The 15,409-nt window shown below is 62.5% G+C and carries 14 protein-coding genes and 2 pseudogenes; 11 read left to right on the forward strand and 5 right to left on the reverse strand.

Annotated features, from left to right (window positions below; all coding sequences use genetic code 11):
* Window positions 1–397: 397 nt before the first annotated feature.
* Window positions 398–1,414, reverse strand: coding sequence for an AraC family transcriptional regulator (locus CKW24_RS22790; RefSeq protein WP_095170426.1), 1,017 nt, complete (start codon window positions 1,412–1,414; stop codon window positions 398–400).
* A gap of 232 nt (window positions 1,415–1,646) precedes the next feature.
* On the opposite strand from CKW24_RS22790, the gene efeU reads away from it, so the two are divergent.
* The 5 genes from efeU to CKW24_RS22820 all read left to right on the forward strand — a co-directional run bounded on the left by efeU (window position 1,647) and on the right by CKW24_RS22820 (window position 7,536).
* Window positions 1,647–2,510 (forward strand): iron uptake transporter permease EfeU, encoded by an 864-nt coding sequence (gene efeU / locus CKW24_RS22795; RefSeq protein ID WP_095170427.1) that lies wholly within the window; start codon window positions 1,647–1,649, stop codon window positions 2,508–2,510.
* An 8-nt stretch (window positions 2,511–2,518) separates the two neighbouring features.
* A complete protein-coding gene (efeO, locus tag CKW24_RS22800; protein WP_095170428.1) occupies window positions 2,519–3,718 on the forward strand; it encodes an iron uptake system protein EfeO in 1,200 nt (399 codons plus the stop codon).
* A gap of 18 nt (window positions 3,719–3,736) precedes the next feature.
* Window positions 3,737–5,035: an iron uptake transporter deferrochelatase/peroxidase subunit gene (efeB, locus tag CKW24_RS22805; protein ID WP_095170429.1), complete on the forward strand. Its 1,299-nt coding sequence runs from the start codon at window positions 3,737–3,739 to the stop codon at window positions 5,033–5,035.
* A gap of 33 nt (window positions 5,036–5,068) precedes the next feature.
* Window positions 5,069–5,893: an iron uptake system protein EfeO gene (gene efeO, locus CKW24_RS22810; protein WP_095170430.1), complete on the forward strand. Its 825-nt coding sequence runs from the start codon at window positions 5,069–5,071 to the stop codon at window positions 5,891–5,893.
* 452 nt (window positions 5,894–6,345) lie between these two features.
* Window positions 6,346–7,536 carry an MFS transporter gene (locus CKW24_RS22820; RefSeq protein ID WP_095170431.1) on the forward strand — a complete coding sequence of 397 codons (1,191 nt, stop codon included), beginning with the start codon at window positions 6,346–6,348 and terminating at the stop codon, window positions 7,534–7,536.
* Window positions 7,537–7,544: 8 nt separating this feature from the next.
* Here CKW24_RS22820 and CKW24_RS22825 read toward each other — a convergent pair whose 3' ends face one another.
* Window positions 7,545–8,594 carry a dienelactone hydrolase gene (locus CKW24_RS22825; RefSeq protein WP_095170432.1) on the reverse strand — a complete coding sequence of 350 codons (1,050 nt, stop codon included), beginning with the start codon at window positions 8,592–8,594 and terminating at the stop codon, window positions 7,545–7,547.
* 202 nt (window positions 8,595–8,796) lie between these two features.
* Window positions 8,797–9,408, reverse strand: a complete 612-nt coding sequence (locus tag CKW24_RS22830) for an FMN-dependent NADH-azoreductase (RefSeq protein WP_095170433.1) — start codon at window positions 9,406–9,408, stop codon at window positions 8,797–8,799.
* A 127-nt stretch (window positions 9,409–9,535) separates the two neighbouring features.
* On the opposite strand from CKW24_RS22830, the gene CKW24_RS22835 reads away from it, so the two are divergent.
* Both CKW24_RS22835 and CKW24_RS22840 read left to right on the forward strand, forming a co-directional pair.
* On the forward strand, window positions 9,536–10,444 hold the full coding sequence (locus CKW24_RS22835) for a LysR substrate-binding domain-containing protein (protein WP_095170434.1): 909 nt from the start codon (window positions 9,536–9,538) through the stop codon (window positions 10,442–10,444).
* Window positions 10,445–10,455: 11 nt separating this feature from the next.
* Window positions 10,456–10,800, forward strand: a complete 345-nt coding sequence (locus CKW24_RS22840) for an MmcQ/YjbR family DNA-binding protein (RefSeq protein WP_095170511.1) — start codon at window positions 10,456–10,458, stop codon at window positions 10,798–10,800.
* Here CKW24_RS22840 and CKW24_RS22845 read toward each other — a convergent pair.
* Together CKW24_RS22845 and CKW24_RS22850 are read right to left on the reverse strand one after the other, a co-directional pair.
* Complete coding sequence (locus CKW24_RS22845; protein WP_095170435.1) at window positions 10,797–11,201, reverse strand: DUF1294 domain-containing protein; 405 nt, start codon at window positions 11,199–11,201, stop codon at window positions 10,797–10,799. The genes CKW24_RS22840 and CKW24_RS22845 overlap by 4 nt on opposite strands.
* Window positions 11,198–12,028, reverse strand: a complete 831-nt coding sequence (locus CKW24_RS22850; protein ID WP_095170436.1) for an undecaprenyl-diphosphate phosphatase — start codon at window positions 12,026–12,028, stop codon at window positions 11,198–11,200. The genes CKW24_RS22845 and CKW24_RS22850 overlap by 4 nt, the downstream gene beginning before the upstream one ends.
* Before the next feature lie 382 nt (window positions 12,029–12,410).
* Here CKW24_RS22850 and CKW24_RS28740 point away from each other — a divergent pair.
* The 4 genes and pseudogenes from CKW24_RS28740 to CKW24_RS22865 form a co-directional block, all read left to right on the forward strand.
* A pseudogene (locus CKW24_RS28740) lies at window positions 12,411–13,049 on the forward strand (cache domain-containing protein); the annotation flags it as partial.
* Between the two features lie 318 nt (window positions 13,050–13,367).
* Window positions 13,368–13,955, forward strand: a pseudogene (locus CKW24_RS28745) (methyl-accepting chemotaxis protein); the annotation flags it as partial.
* 295 nt (window positions 13,956–14,250) lie between these two features.
* The gene (gene pnuC / locus CKW24_RS22860) at window positions 14,251–14,814 is read left to right on the forward strand and encodes a nicotinamide riboside transporter PnuC (RefSeq protein ID WP_095170438.1); all 564 of its coding nucleotides are present in this window, start codon (window positions 14,251–14,253) and stop codon (window positions 14,812–14,814) included.
* Window positions 14,811–15,335: an AAA family ATPase gene (locus CKW24_RS22865; protein WP_095170439.1), complete on the forward strand. Its 525-nt coding sequence runs from the start codon at window positions 14,811–14,813 to the stop codon at window positions 15,333–15,335. Before pnuC ends, CKW24_RS22865 begins: the two co-directional genes overlap by 4 nt.
* Window positions 15,336–15,409: the final 74 nt, after the last annotated feature.

Here is a 15,409-nt window from a genome sequence, read left to right on the forward strand (position 1 = left end):
GATCAGGTCGGCTTTCAGGCCGCCTCGCTTTGTTTTTGATCCTGGGCGCCCCGTTAACCACGCTGGCCGTACTTCGATATTGATTTGGGGGGTAAACCGGCAGGACGCCGGTTTAGCCGCACTGGGCCAGGGAGGGCCCATTGCGGCGGCCCCCCAAATCAATGTCGGAGTACGGGCATGCCGAGCCTAAGCGAGGCACCGAGTGGTGGGGTAAGAGCGTTTTGCTTACTTTTGCGCTGTTCAAAAGTGAGCCGCCGTCAGGCGGAACCATAGGAGGCCGTTACCGCAAAAATGGATATGTACTCGGTCTAAGCCAACACCCTGGTGCAACGTCGCACCACAGTTGTGTAGATACCTATGCCGCGATAGCCATATCAGCTCGCGCGCTAAAACCGACTCAATCGGCGTCGCTGAGAATCAGGCTGCGGTAATGCCCCGGGTTGGACCCCGACCACTTGCGAAACGCCTTGTAGAACGAGCTGGTATCGGCAAACCCCAGGCGGGCGGCGATGTCGCTGAAGCTGATGGCCGGTTCGGCCAGCCAGACAATCGCCAGCTCCTTGCGCACGCTGTCTTTCAAACCCTGGTAGGTCTGCCCCTCTTCCGCCAGGCGCCGGCGCAGGGTCGAGGCCGACATGCACAGCTGTTGCGCCAGGCTTTCGGTCTCCGGCCAGGTGTGCGCCGGCAGATGCCGCAAGTCGTGTTTGATGCGGCTGGCCAGGCTTTGCGGGTCACGGTATTTGACCAGGATGTTGGCCGGGGCATGGGCCAGGAAGCGCTGCAGCTCTTGCACACTGCGCTTGAGCGGCAGGTCGAGGCAGTCGGCCGCGAAGATCATCCGGGTCCGTGGCCGGTCGAATCGCAGGTTCTCGGAAAACATCACCTTGTAGTCGTCGCAGAACGGCGGCTCGGCGCAACGCAGTTCAATGGCCAGGATCGGAATCCGTCGCCCCGCCAGCCAGCAGGCCACGCCGTGGACGATCATCCAATAAGTGAAGTAGGTGAAGGCGCGACGCGGTTGCGGGTCGTCTTCCAGCAGGACGATCTCCGCCAGGCTCTGCTGGTGCACCAGTTGCGCTGGCAGGCGCTCGAGCATCAGCGACAGAAAGCCCAAGCCGCTGTTCAGACCTGCCGCCAACGTCGGCTGGGCCATGGCGCACTGGCAGAGAAAGGCCAGGCTGCCGGATTTCAGCTGGCGCGGGTCCATGCCGAAGAACTCGTCGTCGCGCCGCCGCGCCAGCAGCCGCCACAGCCGGGCGTAGGCGGTAGCCGGCACCCGGGCGTCCGCCACCTCAAGTAACCGCGGCTCGATACCGACCTTGAGCAGCACTTCATGACTGGCGGCACCCGGCTCGCAGCTTTGTAACAGCGCTTCGCGCACCAGGTGAATGGAGATGCTGTCTTTTTCCGACATAAAGCGTGGCGACCCGGTTTTTATTTGAGGGCCATCTTAACGTACCGGCTGGCCAGTTGGCCCCCGATCAACGGCAAGGCGCTGACTCAATCGCGAAAATGCCTCTGATCAGCGCAACGACCCTTCCTTGGAATTGGTTCAGCCTTCGTTCAGGTAAATGTCAATCAACCTCGACTGACAATGAGTATCATTATGTTACAACTTAGCTTGCTATCTATCTCGACGGTGCTGAATGCTGGTTCCTTTTCTGATCATGCTGCGCGAAGGCATTGAAGCGGCGTTAATCGTCGGCATCATTGCCAGTTACCTCAAGCAAACCGGGCGCGGGCACTGGCTGCCGGCGGTGTGGATCGGCGTGTTTCTCGCCGCCGCACTGGCCCTGCTGGTGGGCGCTGGCCTGGAATTGATGAGCGCGCAGTTCCCGCAGAAACAACAGGAGTTGTTCGAGGCAGTGATCGGCCTCGTGGCCGTGGCCATCCTCAGTTCCATGGTGTTCTGGATGCGCAAGGTCGCCCGCTCCATCAAGCACTCGCTGCAGTTGTCCCTGGAGCAGGCCATGAGCAGCTCCCGGCATCAGGTCGGCGCCTTGATCGCCATGGTGTTTTTCGCTGTGGCCCGCGAAGGCCTGGAAACCGTGTTCTTCCTGCTGGCGGTGTTCCAGCAGAGTAGCGGCCCGGCAGCGCCAATCGGTGCCCTGCTCGGCCTGGGCCTGGCGATTATCGTTGGCTGGCTGATCTACAGCGGCAGCATGCGCCTGAACCTCGCGGCGTTCTTGCGCTGGACCGGGCTGTTCATTGTGTGGGTGGCCGCCGGGATTCTCGCCAACTCGGTGCAGGCCCTGCATGAAGCCGGGGTGTGGAATCACCTGCAACAGGTGGTTTTTGACCTCAGCGCCAGCCTGCCAATGGACGGCCCACTGGGCTCGGTGCTGGCCGGCATGCTCGGCTACCAGGACGCGCCCACCGTCAGCACCCTCGGTGCCTACGGGATTTATCTGCTGGTGGCCCTGGTGCTGTTGTGCCTGCCGGTCAGCGCACCCGCGAAACCGCCAGCCAGCCCCTCCTCTTCCGCTTCCGCTTCCGCTTCCAGTCAGTAAGGGCATACATGTCAAGCCAGGTCCCCCTTTCATCCTTGCCACCCCGTACCTTGCACTGGGCGCTGGCCGGTTCGGTGCTGGTGATGATCGCCGCCGGTGGATTGTTCTACTACGCCGCGCACATGGCCGCCGCCAAGCGTCAGGCGCACCAGGGTGAAATCACCGTGACCATCCACCCCCACAGTTGCGAACCCAACGCCCTGACCGTGCCGGCAGGCCCCACCAGCTTTCGCATCGTCAACCGCTCCGAGCGTGCCGTGGAATGGGAAATCCTCGATGGCGTGCTGGTGCTCGAGGAACGGGAAAACATCGCCCCGGGCCTGAGCCAGGTGATCAACGCCGACCTGTTGTCAGGCGACTACAGCATCACCTGCGGATTGCTCAGCAATCCCCGCGGCACCTTGCACGTGACCCCGACCGCCGCGTCCGAAGCCGCCGCCAAGGCCCGGCCTTCGATGCTCGCGTTTGTCGGCCCGCTGTCGGAATTCCGGGTCTATCTCAGCACCCAGGGCACCGAGTTGATCAAGGCGGTCAGCGCCTTGCAGCAAGCCATCGATGCGGGAGACCTGGTGCAGGCCCAAGCCCTGTACATGCCTGCGCGCATTGCCTATCAACGCCTGGCCCCGGCGGCGCAACGCCTGGCCGAACTGGATAACGCGATCAATGCCCGCGCCGACTACTTCGAGCAGCGTGAGCAGGACCCGCAGTTTGTCGGCTTCCACCGGATTGAATACAGCTTGTTCGAGCAGCGCAGCACCGCGGGCCTGGGACCAATCGCTGCACGCCTGTTGGCTGATGTCGGCCAACTCAAGCAACAACTGCTGGCGCAATCGCTGCCGCCCGGACAACTGGTGAGCAGTGTCACGCGCAACCTGCGCAGCATCGCCCAGGTGCGCGCCAGCAGCGGTGAAGAGGAGCGCTACAGCCACAGCGACCTCAACGGATTCACCGCCAACCTGGCGGTCAGCCGCAAAGTGCTCGATTTGCTGCGCCCCTTGCTGGTCAAGAGTGCCAGCCCGCTGTTGGCGCAGATTGATCGTGCAGCCAGCGACTTCGAAACCGAGCTCAATGACCTGAACGCCCAGGCTGGCGACCGTGGCTATGAGCGCCTCAACGCCGACCAGCGCCAGCGCATCGCCGATCGGGCCAAGGCCCTGGCTGACGCGCTCGATGGCATCGATCCCGCCCTTGGCCTTTCCGGCCTGTAAGCAGAAGACCAACGACAGATGAACCATTCAGATCCATTCAGTGCCCAGCGTCGCCGTGTGTTACTGGGCATGGGGGCCGCTGGCATAGCGCTGGCGGGAAGCGCCCTGAGCTGCCCGGCCATGGCCGCCAGCCCAGCACAAGTCACCCAGGCCCCAAGCAGCGACAAGACCGAGGACCGCCAGCGTTTCCACGGTCAGCACCAGGCCGGCATCGTCACCCCACGCCCGGCCGCCGGCATGCTGGTAGCCTTTGATGTGCTGGCCAGCGACCGCGACGAACTCGAGCGCCTGTTCCGCACCCTCAACAGCCGGATCGCCTTCCTGATGGCCGGCGGCCCGGTGGCTGAGCTGGACGCCAAGCTGCCGCCGCTGGACTCCGGGATTCTTGGCCCGCAGGTAACGCCGGACAACCTGACCATCACCGTGTCGGTGGGCGAATCGCTGTTCGACGAACGTTTTGGCCTGGCGCCCGTCAAGCCCCACCGGCTGATCCGCATGCACGAGTTTTCCAACGATGCACTGCAGCCGGATCTTTGCCACGGCGACCTGAGCCTGCAGTTCTGCGCCAACAGCGCCGACACCAACATTCATGCCCTGCGCGACATCGTCAAGAACCTGCCGGACCTGCTGCTGGTGCGCTGGAAACAGGAAGGCAGCGTACCGCCGCAGGCACCGGCCAAGCCCGGGGTCGCGGCGCAAAGTGCGCGTAATTACCTGGGTTTTCGCGACGGCTCGGCCAACCCCGACTCCAACGACCCCGGCAGCATGCGCCAAGTGGTCTGGGTCCAGCCCGGCAGCACGGAGCCGGCCTGGGCCGCCCATGGCAGCTATCAAGTGGTGCGGATCATCCGCAACCTGGTGGAGCGATGGGACCGCACGCCCCTGCAGGAACAGCAAAGCATCATCGGCCGGGTCAAGACCACAGGCGCACCCCTGGACGGTACCCATGAGAACCAAGTGCCGAACTACACCAGGGACCCCCACGGTCAATTGACCCGGCTGGATGCCCATATCCGCCTGGCCAACCCGCGCACCGCCGCGACCCAGGGCAATCTGATCCTGCGCCGGCCGTTCAATTACTCCAATGGCGTGAGCAAGAACGGCCAGCTGGAAATGGGCCTGTTGTTCATCTGCTACCAGGCCGACCTGCTCAAGGGCTTCATCACCGTGCAAAACCGCCTCAACGGCGAACCGTTGGAGGAGTACCTCAAGCCCATTGGCGGCGGGTACTTCTTCAGCTTGCCGGGCGTCACCGACGACCAGGACTTCATCGGTCGCTCACTGCTTGGCGCTGCACCGGCCATGACCAGGGCCTGATTGCACCTCACACCCCACCCACGGAACCGTCCCATGAACAAATCGCCTCTCGTTTTGCTCGCAGCCCTTGGTTTGCTCCACGCCCCTCTCCCGGCCTTCGCCGCCACGGCACCGCTGGACCTGGTGGGGCCGATCTCCGACTACAAGATTTACGTCACTGAACAGTTGGATGAACTGGCCAGCCACACCCAGGCGTTCACCGCCGCAGTGAAACGCGGCGACCTGGCCACCGCGCAACAACTCTATGCGCCAACCTGGGTGTACTACGAGTCGATCGAGCCGATCGCCGAACTGTTCAGCGACCTCGACGCGTCCATCGACTCCCGGGTCGACGACCATGAACAAGGGGTCAAGGCGCCCGACTTCACTGGCTTCCACCGCATCGAATATTCACTGTTCGCCGAGCACACCACCGAGGGTCTGGCGACCCTGGCGGACGGTCTCGACAAGGACATCAAGGACCTGCAGGCCCGAGTGGCTGGCCTGACCTTCCCACCGGAAAAAGTGGTGGGTGGCGCGGCGGCCTTGCTCGAAGAAGTGGCGGCGATCAAGGTTTCCGGCGAAGAAGATCGCTACAGCCACACTGACTTGTATGACTTTCAGGGCAACATCGACGGCGCGAAAAAAATCGTCGACCTGTTCCGTGGGCAACTGACGCAGCAGGACCAGGCGTTCGTGGCCAAGGTCGACAAAAACTTCGCCAGCGTCAACAGCATCCTCGCCAAGTACCGGACCGCCGACGGTGGCTTCCAGACCTACGACAAGGTCAAGGACCGCGACCGCAAGGCCCTGATCGGACCGGTCAATACCCTGGCCGAGGACCTGTCGACGCTGCGGGGCAAATTGGGATTGAACTGACGTCCCCCAGTCCCCTTCCTGGTGAGTGTATGCAAAATCTTCCAGCAGCAACAAAACACAGTGCGAGCGAGCACACTCGCTATGGGGCCGGCCCCATCGCTAGCAGGCTAGCCCACAAGGGAAATTCGTACACCAGGAAAAGCCAGGCCGCCTCGCCTAATGCCGATCAGTTAAGCGATGCTGTCAATTGTAGGAGCGAGCTTGCTCGCGAAAAACGTCAACGATAACGCGTGTATTCAGTATAAACGCGGCGCCGTTGAGTTCTTCGCGAGCAAGCTCGCTCCTACAAAAGGGCTTAACTGATCAGCATTAGGCCGCCTCGCCCGCTTTTATCACTCAGGCCGACTGCCAGGACACAGGCCCATGGTTACTACATATATCGTTAGCCTGCTTCCTTTTATCCCAACCGCACGCCATGATGCCGGGTACCGCCCGCCCGCGAACGAGCTCCCATGTCTGCGCAGCAAACACCCCCCGTCAGTTCCATGGCGATCACCCTGCAGATCGTCTCCATCGTGTTCTACACCTTTATTGCCTTTATCTGCATCGGCCTGCCGATTGCGGTGCTGCCGGGTTATGTCCACGAACACCTGGGGTTCAGTGCGGTGGTGGCCGGGTTGACCATTGGCTCGCAGTACCTGGCCACCCTGCTCAGCCGGCCCATGGCCGGGCGCATGTGTGACAGCGTCGGCACCAAGCGTGCAATTGTCTATGGACTGCTGGGGATCCTGCTCAGCGGCGTGCTGACCCTGGCCTCGACCCTGCTGCAGAGTCTGCCGCTGCTGAGCCTGGGCATCCTGATCTGCGGCCGGTTGTTGTTGGGCGTTGCCCAGGGCCTGATCGGCGTCGGCACCATCAGTTGGTGCATGGGCCAGGTCGGCGCCGAACACACGGCGCGCTCGATTTCCTGGAACGGCATTGCCTCCTATGGCGCCATCGCCATCGGCGCGCCACTGGGGGTGGTGATGATCGACGCCTGGGGCTTCGCCAGCCTGGGGATTGCCCTGGCCGTGCTGGCAGCGGCCGCCTTGCTGCTGATTCGCAACAAACCCTCGGTGCCGGTGATCCGTGGCGAGCGCTTGCCCTTCTGGTCGGTGTTCGGGCGTATCGCGCCCTTTGGCGCCAGCCTGAGCCTGGCCTCGATCGGCTATGGCACCCTGACCACCTTCATCGCCCTGTTTTATGTCAGCCGTGGCTGGACCGGCGCGGCCTACTGCCTGACGGTGTTTGGCCTGTGCTTCATTCTCGCGCGGCTGCTGTTCATCTCCTGCATCAACCGCTTCGGCGGGTACAGCTCGGCCATCGCCTGCATGAGCATCGAGACCCTGGGGCTGGCGCTGTTGTGGCTGGCCCCCTCGACGACTGTGGCCCTGATTGGTGCCGGGCTCGCAGGCTTTGGCCTGTCCCTGGTGTATCCAGCCCTCGGCGTGGAAGCGATCAAGCAAGTCCCGAGCAGCAGTCGCGGCGCCGGCTTGAGCGCTTATGCGGTGTTCTTCGATCTGGCACTGGCGATTGCTGGTCCCTTGATGGGAGCCGTGGCGTTGAACCTGGGGTATTCGTGGATCTTCTTTGGCGCAGCGCTGTTGTCGATCAGCGGCTTGGGCCTGACCTTGCTGCTCAAGCGCAGGCACCTGCGGGGCTAGTCACTGCGTCAGGACCCATGTTCCTCGCTGACAGTCTGCAGCCCGGCACGGCTGGGTTTGCCCAGGGTGCGTGAGAAAAACGCGGCAGCTTCGGTGATCAGGTTGCGGTGAATGTCCTCGCGGTCGACGCCATCGGCATCGGTGCACAGGGCCGCCATGGCCAGCCGTTGTTCAGCGCTGCACGGCGCCATGAACACAAAGTGCCCGGCCCCGGCCAGCAGCTTGAAGTCCGGCGCGGTCGGTAGCTTGCGCGCCAGGGCCGCCGCGTTCTTGTCCACTGCCACCAGCTTGTCGCCATCGCCACTGTAGAGCAGCACCGGCACATGCACTCCCGCCAGGGTTTGCCGGCCGAACTTCAGGCTCAGGGGCGCCATCAGCATCAAGGCGTGGACCCGTGGATCGGCGACCGGTTGCAGGTCGTCACGGTCGACGATCAGTTCGCCCTGGGTGTTACAGGCGTCGCGATCCTCCGGGCGCTCCAGGCAGTAGCGGCGCAAGCGATCGAGGTCGGGAGTGGCGCCGGACAGAATCAATGCAGTTTCACCACCGGCTGAATAACCGATGACCCCGACCTGCTCGGGATTGACGAATGGCGCCAGCAGCGGATCAGCCAGGGTCGCGGTGATGGCCTCGGAGATCTGGATCGGCCGCCCGTACAGGTTGCTCAAGGTGCCGAGGCGGCTGTGGTCCTTGGAGTTGTCGCCGGGGTGAATCACCGCCACCACCACAAAACCCTTGCGGGCCAGCGCCGTGGCGAGGTCGTGCAGGGCCAGGGGCGTACCGGTGTTGCCGTGCGACAACATCAGCAGCGGGAAACGGCCGATGGCGACCCGGGCATCTTGCGTGGCCTGGATTTGATAGCCCTCCAGCATGCTGGGGTGTTCGATGCCAGTCGACGGATAAAACGCGATGGCGGACATTGGTTGCAGGTCCAGCGGGTCGAGAAAGCTCAGGGAGTGGTAACCGACGCTCCAATGTGGGGTCAGTCGGGGTGCGGCGTGCACTGAATTCAGGCTGCCCAGCAGGCAGATCAGTAACAGTGCCCACAGACGCGACATGGCATGCCCCACCTTGTTAACCGATTGGTAGAAATATCGAGCTCAGCGCGAAGCTGGCAAACCTGAATTGCATAACCCCACTGCATAACCCAAGCCATTCTCACGCTGCGGGAGCGGCATTTTTAAGCGGACACAAAAAAACTGCGCGCCTTGATCGTTTTACTCTCGATCAAAGCGCGCAGTCCAGTGGTTGACGCAAGCTTTACGCAGCGGCGAACAGTTGCTCGCTGATGTGCACCTGAGCATCGCTCATGGCTTTGTTGCGAACCTCATCACCGTAGGCCAGGCCATGGGCACGGACAAACTCGATGTCGGTGATGCCCATGAAACCGAGCATGACTTTCAAATACTCTTCATGGCCAACACCGGTCGGTTGACCGGCATGCAGGCCGCCGGAGGTCGACACCAGCACCACTTTCTTGTTGCCGCACAGGCCTTCAGGGCCGGCCTCGGTGTAGCGGAACGTCTGGCCGGCGACGGCGATGCGGTCGAACCAGGCCTTGAGTTGGGTGGGGATGGTGAAGTTGTACATCGGCGCGGCAATCACCACCGCATCAGCGGCGAGGAATTCGGCCAGGGTCGAAGCACTCAGTTCGGCTTCGTGCTGCTGCGCGGCGTTGCGCAGTTCGGCGGTGGTGCCGGCAGCAACCAGGGTCGCGGCAGAAAAGTGGCTAATGGCATCGCTGGCCAGGTCGCGGTAGGTCACCTGGGTGGCCGGGTCGGCGGCTAACCAGGCCTGGACCACACCCTGGCTCAACTGACGGGAAGCGGAGTTGTCACCTAGGATGCTCGAATCGATATGCAGAAGTTTCATGTGGGATCTCCAAGTGAGGATCGCCACCGGGCGATCAAGTTGAGACAATCCTACAGGTGAATCCAATGGACGATTAGTCGGCAACAATGTGATAGTTCGTCCCACTGATAGGACAATCGAGCGCGCCATGCAAGATCTCAATGACCTCTACTATTTCGCCAAGGTGGTCGAAGCCGGCGGTTTCGCTGCGGCCGGGCGGTTGCTGGGGATTCCCAAGTCGCGGTTGTCACGACGCATCGCCGAGCTGGAAGAACGCCTGGGTGCGCGCCTGCTGCAACGGACGACCCGGCAACTGAAGCTGACCGCAGTGGGTGAACGTTACTTGCGCCACTGCCAGGCCATGCTGCTGGAGGCGGAGATGGCCGATGAAGCGGTGGCCAGCATGACCAGCGAGCCGCGGGGACGCTTGCGGGTGTCGTGCCCGGTGGGCCTGGCCCATGAGTTCCTGCCGAGCGTGATCAGCACGTTTCTCGAACGCTTCCCCCTGGTACAACTGGAGATGCAACTGCTCAACCGCCGGGTCGACCTGGTCACCGAAGGCATCGACGTGGCCTTACGGGTCCGTGATTTGGGCGACGAGGACCCCTTCCTGGTGACCCGCCGCCTGCGCCAGGCGCAAACAGTGCTCGTCGCGACCCCGGCGTTCCTGCGCGAGCGCCAGATCGAACACCCCGACGACCTGAAAAATGTGCCGGTACTCGCGGCCCTGGAAGCCGATCGCCTGGTGCATTTGCGCATGCTCGACGCGCAGGGGCACAGTTGCGACTTGAGCCTGGAGGCGCGCCTGGGCATCGATGACTTTGTCGTGCGCAAGGCCTGCACCCTGGCCGGGTTGGGTTTCACCATTTTGCCGATGCTGTATTGCGAACAGGAACTGGCCGACGGCACGCTGGTGCAACTGCTGCCCCAGTGGTCGCTGCCCGGTGGCTGGTTGCAGGCCGTCTATCCCCATCGGCGCGGCGTGTTGCCGGCGGTGCGGGCGTGGATAGACCATCTGACTGAATCGTTCAAAGGCTGTGGAGATCGACTGCTATGAAAGCCAAGGTGATGAGCGAACAACAGGTCGCCGACTTCTGCCTGACCCTGCCTGGGGCCCGGGAAGATTACAAATGGGGGGGCGTGCGGGTGTTTTCGGTAGCGGGAAACAAGATGTTCGCCCTGCAGAATCTACGGGGCGACTCATTGGCGTTCAAGGTGGACAAGGAGTTGTTCCTCGGCCACGTCGACCGCCCGGGGATAGGACCGGCGCCTTATCTGGCGCGCGCCCAGTGGATCATCATGCAGCCCCCCTACCCGCTGGGGGCCGCTGAGCTGCAGGGCCTGTTGCAACGTTCCCACCAACTGGTGGTGAGCAAGTTACCCAAGCGGGTGCAGGTCGGCTTGCTCCTTTAAAACAGGCTGAACAAGCCGGCACCGAGGAATAACTGGTCGATCCAGAACACCTGATGCAGCAGCACGATGATCCAGAACACGACCTGGAACGAGACCTTGCGGGTCTTGTGGCGGAACACTTGCTGGGCCAGCAACGCGCCCGGCCAACCGCCGGCCAGCTCCACTGCGTGCAGGACGTTTTCCGGGGTGCGCCAGCGCTCGGTACGGGCCTTGCGCTTGTCACTCCAGTACAGCAGGAATGCCAGGACGCTGACCACGCCGTAGGCCGCCAGCGCCAGCGGCGAGCCCCCGCGCAGCCACAACAGGCTGGAACCGATCAGCGGCAAGGCACACAGGCCCAGGAAGATCAGGCCCTTGAGCCGCGGATGCTGGATGGCAACACCGTTGCGGGGGGCGTTCACGCCTTGGCCGCCGTCCAGTCGATCCAGCCGAACTGCCAGGTCGCCAGGATCAACAGGCCGAAAGCTATCCGGTACCAGGCAAACGCCGCGTAGCTGTGGCTGGCGATGAACTTGAGCAGGCCTTTGACCGCGATCATCGCAAAAATGAACGCGGTGACAAAACCCACGGCAAATACCGGCAGGTCCGAGGCCTGGAACAGGTCACGGTACTTGTAGCCCGAGTACACCGCGGCACCGACCATGGTCGGCATTGCCAGGAAGAATGAGAACTCGGTGGCCGCCTTGCGCGACAGGCCGAACAGCAGGCCGCCGATAATCGTCGAGCCGGAGCGCGAGGTTCCCGGGATCATCGCCAGGCACTGGGTGAAGCCGATTTTCAGTGCATCTTTCCAGGTAATGTCATCGACCGTCTCGGCGCGCACGCTGTGCTGGCGACGCTCAGCCCACAGCATGACGACCCCGCCCACCACCAGGGCCGTGGCCACGGTGATCGGGTTGAACAGGTAATGGTGGATCAGGTCGGCGAAAATCACCCCCAGGACCACCGCTGGCAGGAAGGCAATCAGCAGGTTAGCGGTAAAGCGTTGCGCATTGCGCTGGGTCGGCAAGCCGATGACCACGTCGAGGATCTTGCGGCGAAACTCCCAGACCACCGCGAGAATCGCCCCGAGCTGGATGATGATGTTGAATGCCATCGCCCGCTCGCCACCAAAATCGAGCAAGTCCGCCACGATAATCTGGTGCCCGGTACTGGAAATCGGCAAGAACTCGGTCAGCCCTTCTACAACCCCAAGAATCAACGCCTGTATGGCCGTCCAAAGATCCATCAATCCCCCATGAAGCGATGCCCCTGGCATGCCACGTTATCTAGTTTTTTTGGTGTTCACTGCGCTCAGCGTAGCTGAATGGCAAGGCGTACAGGATCTATCGGAACCGGTAAAAATCCTGTGAAAAATCAGCACGGATTCAGGTTTTCCCGTGCGCGGCCGAAATCCTATCAGACATGCCCGGCCAGTGCTGCGCCGTCATGGGACTTCAGTCGTATTGGCGTACTGGCAAAAGCATGCCCTTATGCTGGCGCTGGTTGATGACAAGAATAAGAACCTGGAGTGACGCACTATGAACAGCTTGCGCAGTATGTCGATCAGCCGGCGGTTGTGGCTCATCCTGGTAGTGGCTGTGCTGATGCTCTTGACCCTGGGTTTGCTGATGCTCAAGCAGATTCATGACGACCTGTATCAAGCCAAGGCAGAAAAGACCCGCCATGTGGTTGAAGCGGCCAGCGGCGTGCTGGATTACTACCGGCAACTGGAAACCGCCGGCACCCTGACCCGCGACGCGGCGCAACAGCAGGCCCTGAGCGTGGTCCGCGGCTTACGCTATGAGCAGAGCGACTACTTCTGGATCAATGACCTGACCCCGGTGATGGTCATGCACCCCACCAATCCCAAGCTGGATGGCCAGAACCTGTCGGCGATCAAGGACCCGGACGGCTTTGCCCTGTTCAACGAGATGGTGGCCATCGCCAAGGCCAAGGGTGCCGGCATGGTCGACTATCGCTGGCCCAAGCCGGGCGCCAGTACACCGGTGCAGAAAACCTCCTACGTCAAATTGTTCGAACCCTGGGGCTGGGTGATTGGCTCGGGGGTCTATATCGACGACATGCAACTCGAGTTCCGGAGCCAGGTGCGGGAAGCCTCGCTAGTGGGCCTGGGCATTGCGCTACTGATGGCCCTGCTGGTGATGCTGATCGCGCGCAGCATTGTGCGGCCCCTGCAGGAAACCGTGGACGCCATGGCCAACATCGCCAGCGGCGAAAGCGACCTGACCCGCAGCCTCGACACCCACGGCCAGGACGAAGTGACCGAACTGGCCAGGCATTTCAATGCCTTCACCGCCAAATTGCGCGGAGTGATCAGCCAACTGCAGGTATCGGCCAGTGCCTTGGGACAATCCTCCACGGACTTGGGCGATAACGCCGCGCAAGCCCAGTCCCGCAGCCAGCAGCAGTCGCAACAGATGGAGCTGGTGGCAACCGCCATCAATGAAGTGACCTACGGCGTACAGGATGTCGCCAAGAATGCCGAGCACGCCGCCAGCGAAATGCGCGATGCCCAGACGCAGGCGCACCAGGGCCAGGTCAACATTGACGGCAGCCTGCAGCAGATCGATCAGTTGTCCGCCACCATTGAACAGGCGGTGCAAGTGATTCGCACCCTGGCCAGCGAAAGCACCCAGATCGGTAGCGTACTGGAGGTGATTCGCTCCATCGCCGAACAGACCAACCTGTTGGCCCTCAACGCTGCTATCGAAGCGGCCCGGGCCGGCGAACAGGGCCGCGGTTTTGCCGTGGTGGCCGACGAGGTGCGCCTGCTCGCGCAACGCACGCAGAAATCCACCGCGCAGATCCAGACGATGATCGAACGCCTGCAAAACCATTCGGAGGCTGCCGTGCAGGTGATCGGCGACAGCAGCCGAGCCTCCCAGTTGACCATCGAGCAAGCCGGACTGGCCGGTGCCAGCCTGCATGCCATCGGCCAGGCGCTGCACAACCTCAACGGCCTCAATGCGTCCATCGCCAGCGCCACCCTGCAGCAGGCCCACGTGGTCGAAGACATCAACCAGAACGTGACCCAGGCGGCCGGCCTGTCACACAGCACCGCCCTGGCAGCGCAGCAATCGAGTGCGGCGAGCGTGCACTTGAAGGAACTCAGCGAACAGCTCAATGGACTGCTGAGACAGTTCCGGGTTTAGTGCGAGCTTCTAGCGATGTTCGTCAACGATGACGCGTATTGACTGGATGCACGCGGGCGCCCGCTCCTACAGGACCGCGCGTAACCCTTGTGGGAGCTGGCTTGCCAGCGATGGTCGTTAACGATTGCGCGCCAAGCCTGGCTCAACGCAACGTGCTCGAGGTCTTCGCAAGCAGACGGAGCGCCGCCCGGCTCGCATACAAGGCCCGCTGGCGTTCACGCATGTGTTGGCATGCCCTCGATTTGCGGCGCTGCTGTACAATCGGCGCCCTCTTCGACTTCCCCAAGGAACCGCCATGTCCGGGCTTGAACTGTTTGCCGCCACGCTCGGCGTGATCGCCGTCTGGCTGACGGTCAAACAGAATCCCTGGTGCTGGCCGATCGGCCTGGTCATGGTGCTGCTCTACAGCTGGATTTTTTTCGAGGTCAAACTCTACTCGGACATGTTGCTGCAGGTGGTCTACGCCGGCTTGCAGCTGTATGGCTGGAGGCAGTGGACGCGCGGTGGCGAAACCCGCCACGGCCGGCAAGTGACGCGCCTGGGCAACGCAAGCATGCTGCGCGACCTGTCCTTGGGCGCAGTCGGAAGTCTGTTGCTGGGCGCCGCCATGGCCCATTGGACCGATGCCGCGCAGCCCTGGCTGGATGCCGCATTGACTGGTTTCAGCCTGGTTGCCCAGTGGTGGATGGCACAAAAGCGGGTGCAATGCTGGCCGTTGTGGATCGCCGTGGATGTGATCTTCGTCGGGCTGTTCCTCTATAAGGGCCTGTACCTGACGGCAGCGCTCTATGCGGTGTTTACCCTGCTGGCGGTCCAGGGCCTGCGCGAATGGCGGGCCGACCCGGCGCTGCGCACATGAAGGTGGTGGTCCTCACCGGCCCGGAATCCAGCGGCAAGAGCTGGCTGTCGGCCGAACTGCACCAGCATTTCGGCGGGCTGCTGGTGGGTGAATACGTGCGCTACTTCATCGAGCAGAACCCGCGCGATACCTGCCTGGCCGATATCCCGCAGATTGCCCGGGGCCAGTTGGCCTGGGAGGACAGCGCCCGGGTGCAACAGCCGGCGTTGCTGATTCTCGATACCCACTTGCTGAGCAACATACTCTGGAGCCAGACCCTGTTTGGCGACTGCCCGCCCTGGATCGAAGAACAATTGCTCGCCCGCCACTACGACCTGCACCTGCTGCTGTCCCCGGAAGCGGTGGAATGGACCGACGACGGCCAACGTTGCCAACCACAATTGGAGCAACGCCTGGCGTTCTTCGATGCCACCCGTGGCTGGTTGCAGCAGCAAGGACGCAAGCTGCAAATCATCGAGGGTGACTGGGCCCAGCGGCGGCGTCTGGCGTTCACTGCGGTAGAGCAATTGCTCCAGGTTTAACCCCTCAAAGCGGCCTTCGAGCCGCCCTTTTGCCCCGGTTCCGGGGCCCAAGTGTCCATTCCTGAAACACCTAC

It is taken from the genome of Pseudomonas sp. Irchel 3H3 (assembly GCF_900187635.1).
Classification (GTDB): domain Bacteria; phylum Pseudomonadota; class Gammaproteobacteria; order Pseudomonadales; family Pseudomonadaceae; genus Aquipseudomonas.

What these genes read in the sequence shown, in the direction of transcription:
- CKW24_RS22830 (WP_095170433.1), bottom strand. Translation starts at nt 9,408, where the DNA reads ATGAAACTTCTGCATATCGATTCGAGCATCCTAGGTGACAACTCCGCT.
- efeB (WP_095170429.1), top strand. Translation starts at nt 3,737, where the DNA reads ATGAACCATTCAGATCCATTCAGTGCCCAGCGTCGCCGTGTGTTACTG.
- CKW24_RS22825 (WP_095170432.1), bottom strand. Translation starts at nt 8,594, where the DNA reads ATGTCGCGTCTGTGGGCACTGTTACTGATCTGCCTGCTGGGCAGCCTG.
- CKW24_RS22840 (WP_095170511.1), top strand. Translation starts at nt 10,456, where the DNA reads ATGAGCGAACAACAGGTCGCCGACTTCTGCCTGACCCTGCCTGGGGCC.
- efeO (WP_095170428.1), top strand. Translation starts at nt 2,519, where the DNA reads ATGTCAAGCCAGGTCCCCCTTTCATCCTTGCCACCCCGTACCTTGCAC.
- CKW24_RS22850 (WP_095170436.1), bottom strand. Translation starts at nt 12,028, where the DNA reads ATGGATCTTTGGACGGCCATACAGGCGTTGATTCTTGGGGTTGTAGAA.
- CKW24_RS22865 (WP_095170439.1), top strand. Translation starts at nt 14,811, where the DNA reads ATGAAGGTGGTGGTCCTCACCGGCCCGGAATCCAGCGGCAAGAGCTGG.
- pnuC (WP_095170438.1), top strand. Translation starts at nt 14,251, where the DNA reads ATGTCCGGGCTTGAACTGTTTGCCGCCACGCTCGGCGTGATCGCCGTC.
- CKW24_RS22820 (WP_095170431.1), top strand. Translation starts at nt 6,346, where the DNA reads ATGTCTGCGCAGCAAACACCCCCCGTCAGTTCCATGGCGATCACCCTG.
- efeO (WP_095170430.1), top strand. Translation starts at nt 5,069, where the DNA reads ATGAACAAATCGCCTCTCGTTTTGCTCGCAGCCCTTGGTTTGCTCCAC.
- CKW24_RS22835 (WP_095170434.1), top strand. Translation starts at nt 9,536, where the DNA reads ATGCAAGATCTCAATGACCTCTACTATTTCGCCAAGGTGGTCGAAGCC.
- efeU (WP_095170427.1), top strand. Translation starts at nt 1,647, where the DNA reads ATGCTGGTTCCTTTTCTGATCATGCTGCGCGAAGGCATTGAAGCGGCG.
- CKW24_RS22790 (WP_095170426.1), bottom strand. Translation starts at nt 1,414, where the DNA reads ATGTCGGAAAAAGACAGCATCTCCATTCACCTGGTGCGCGAAGCGCTG.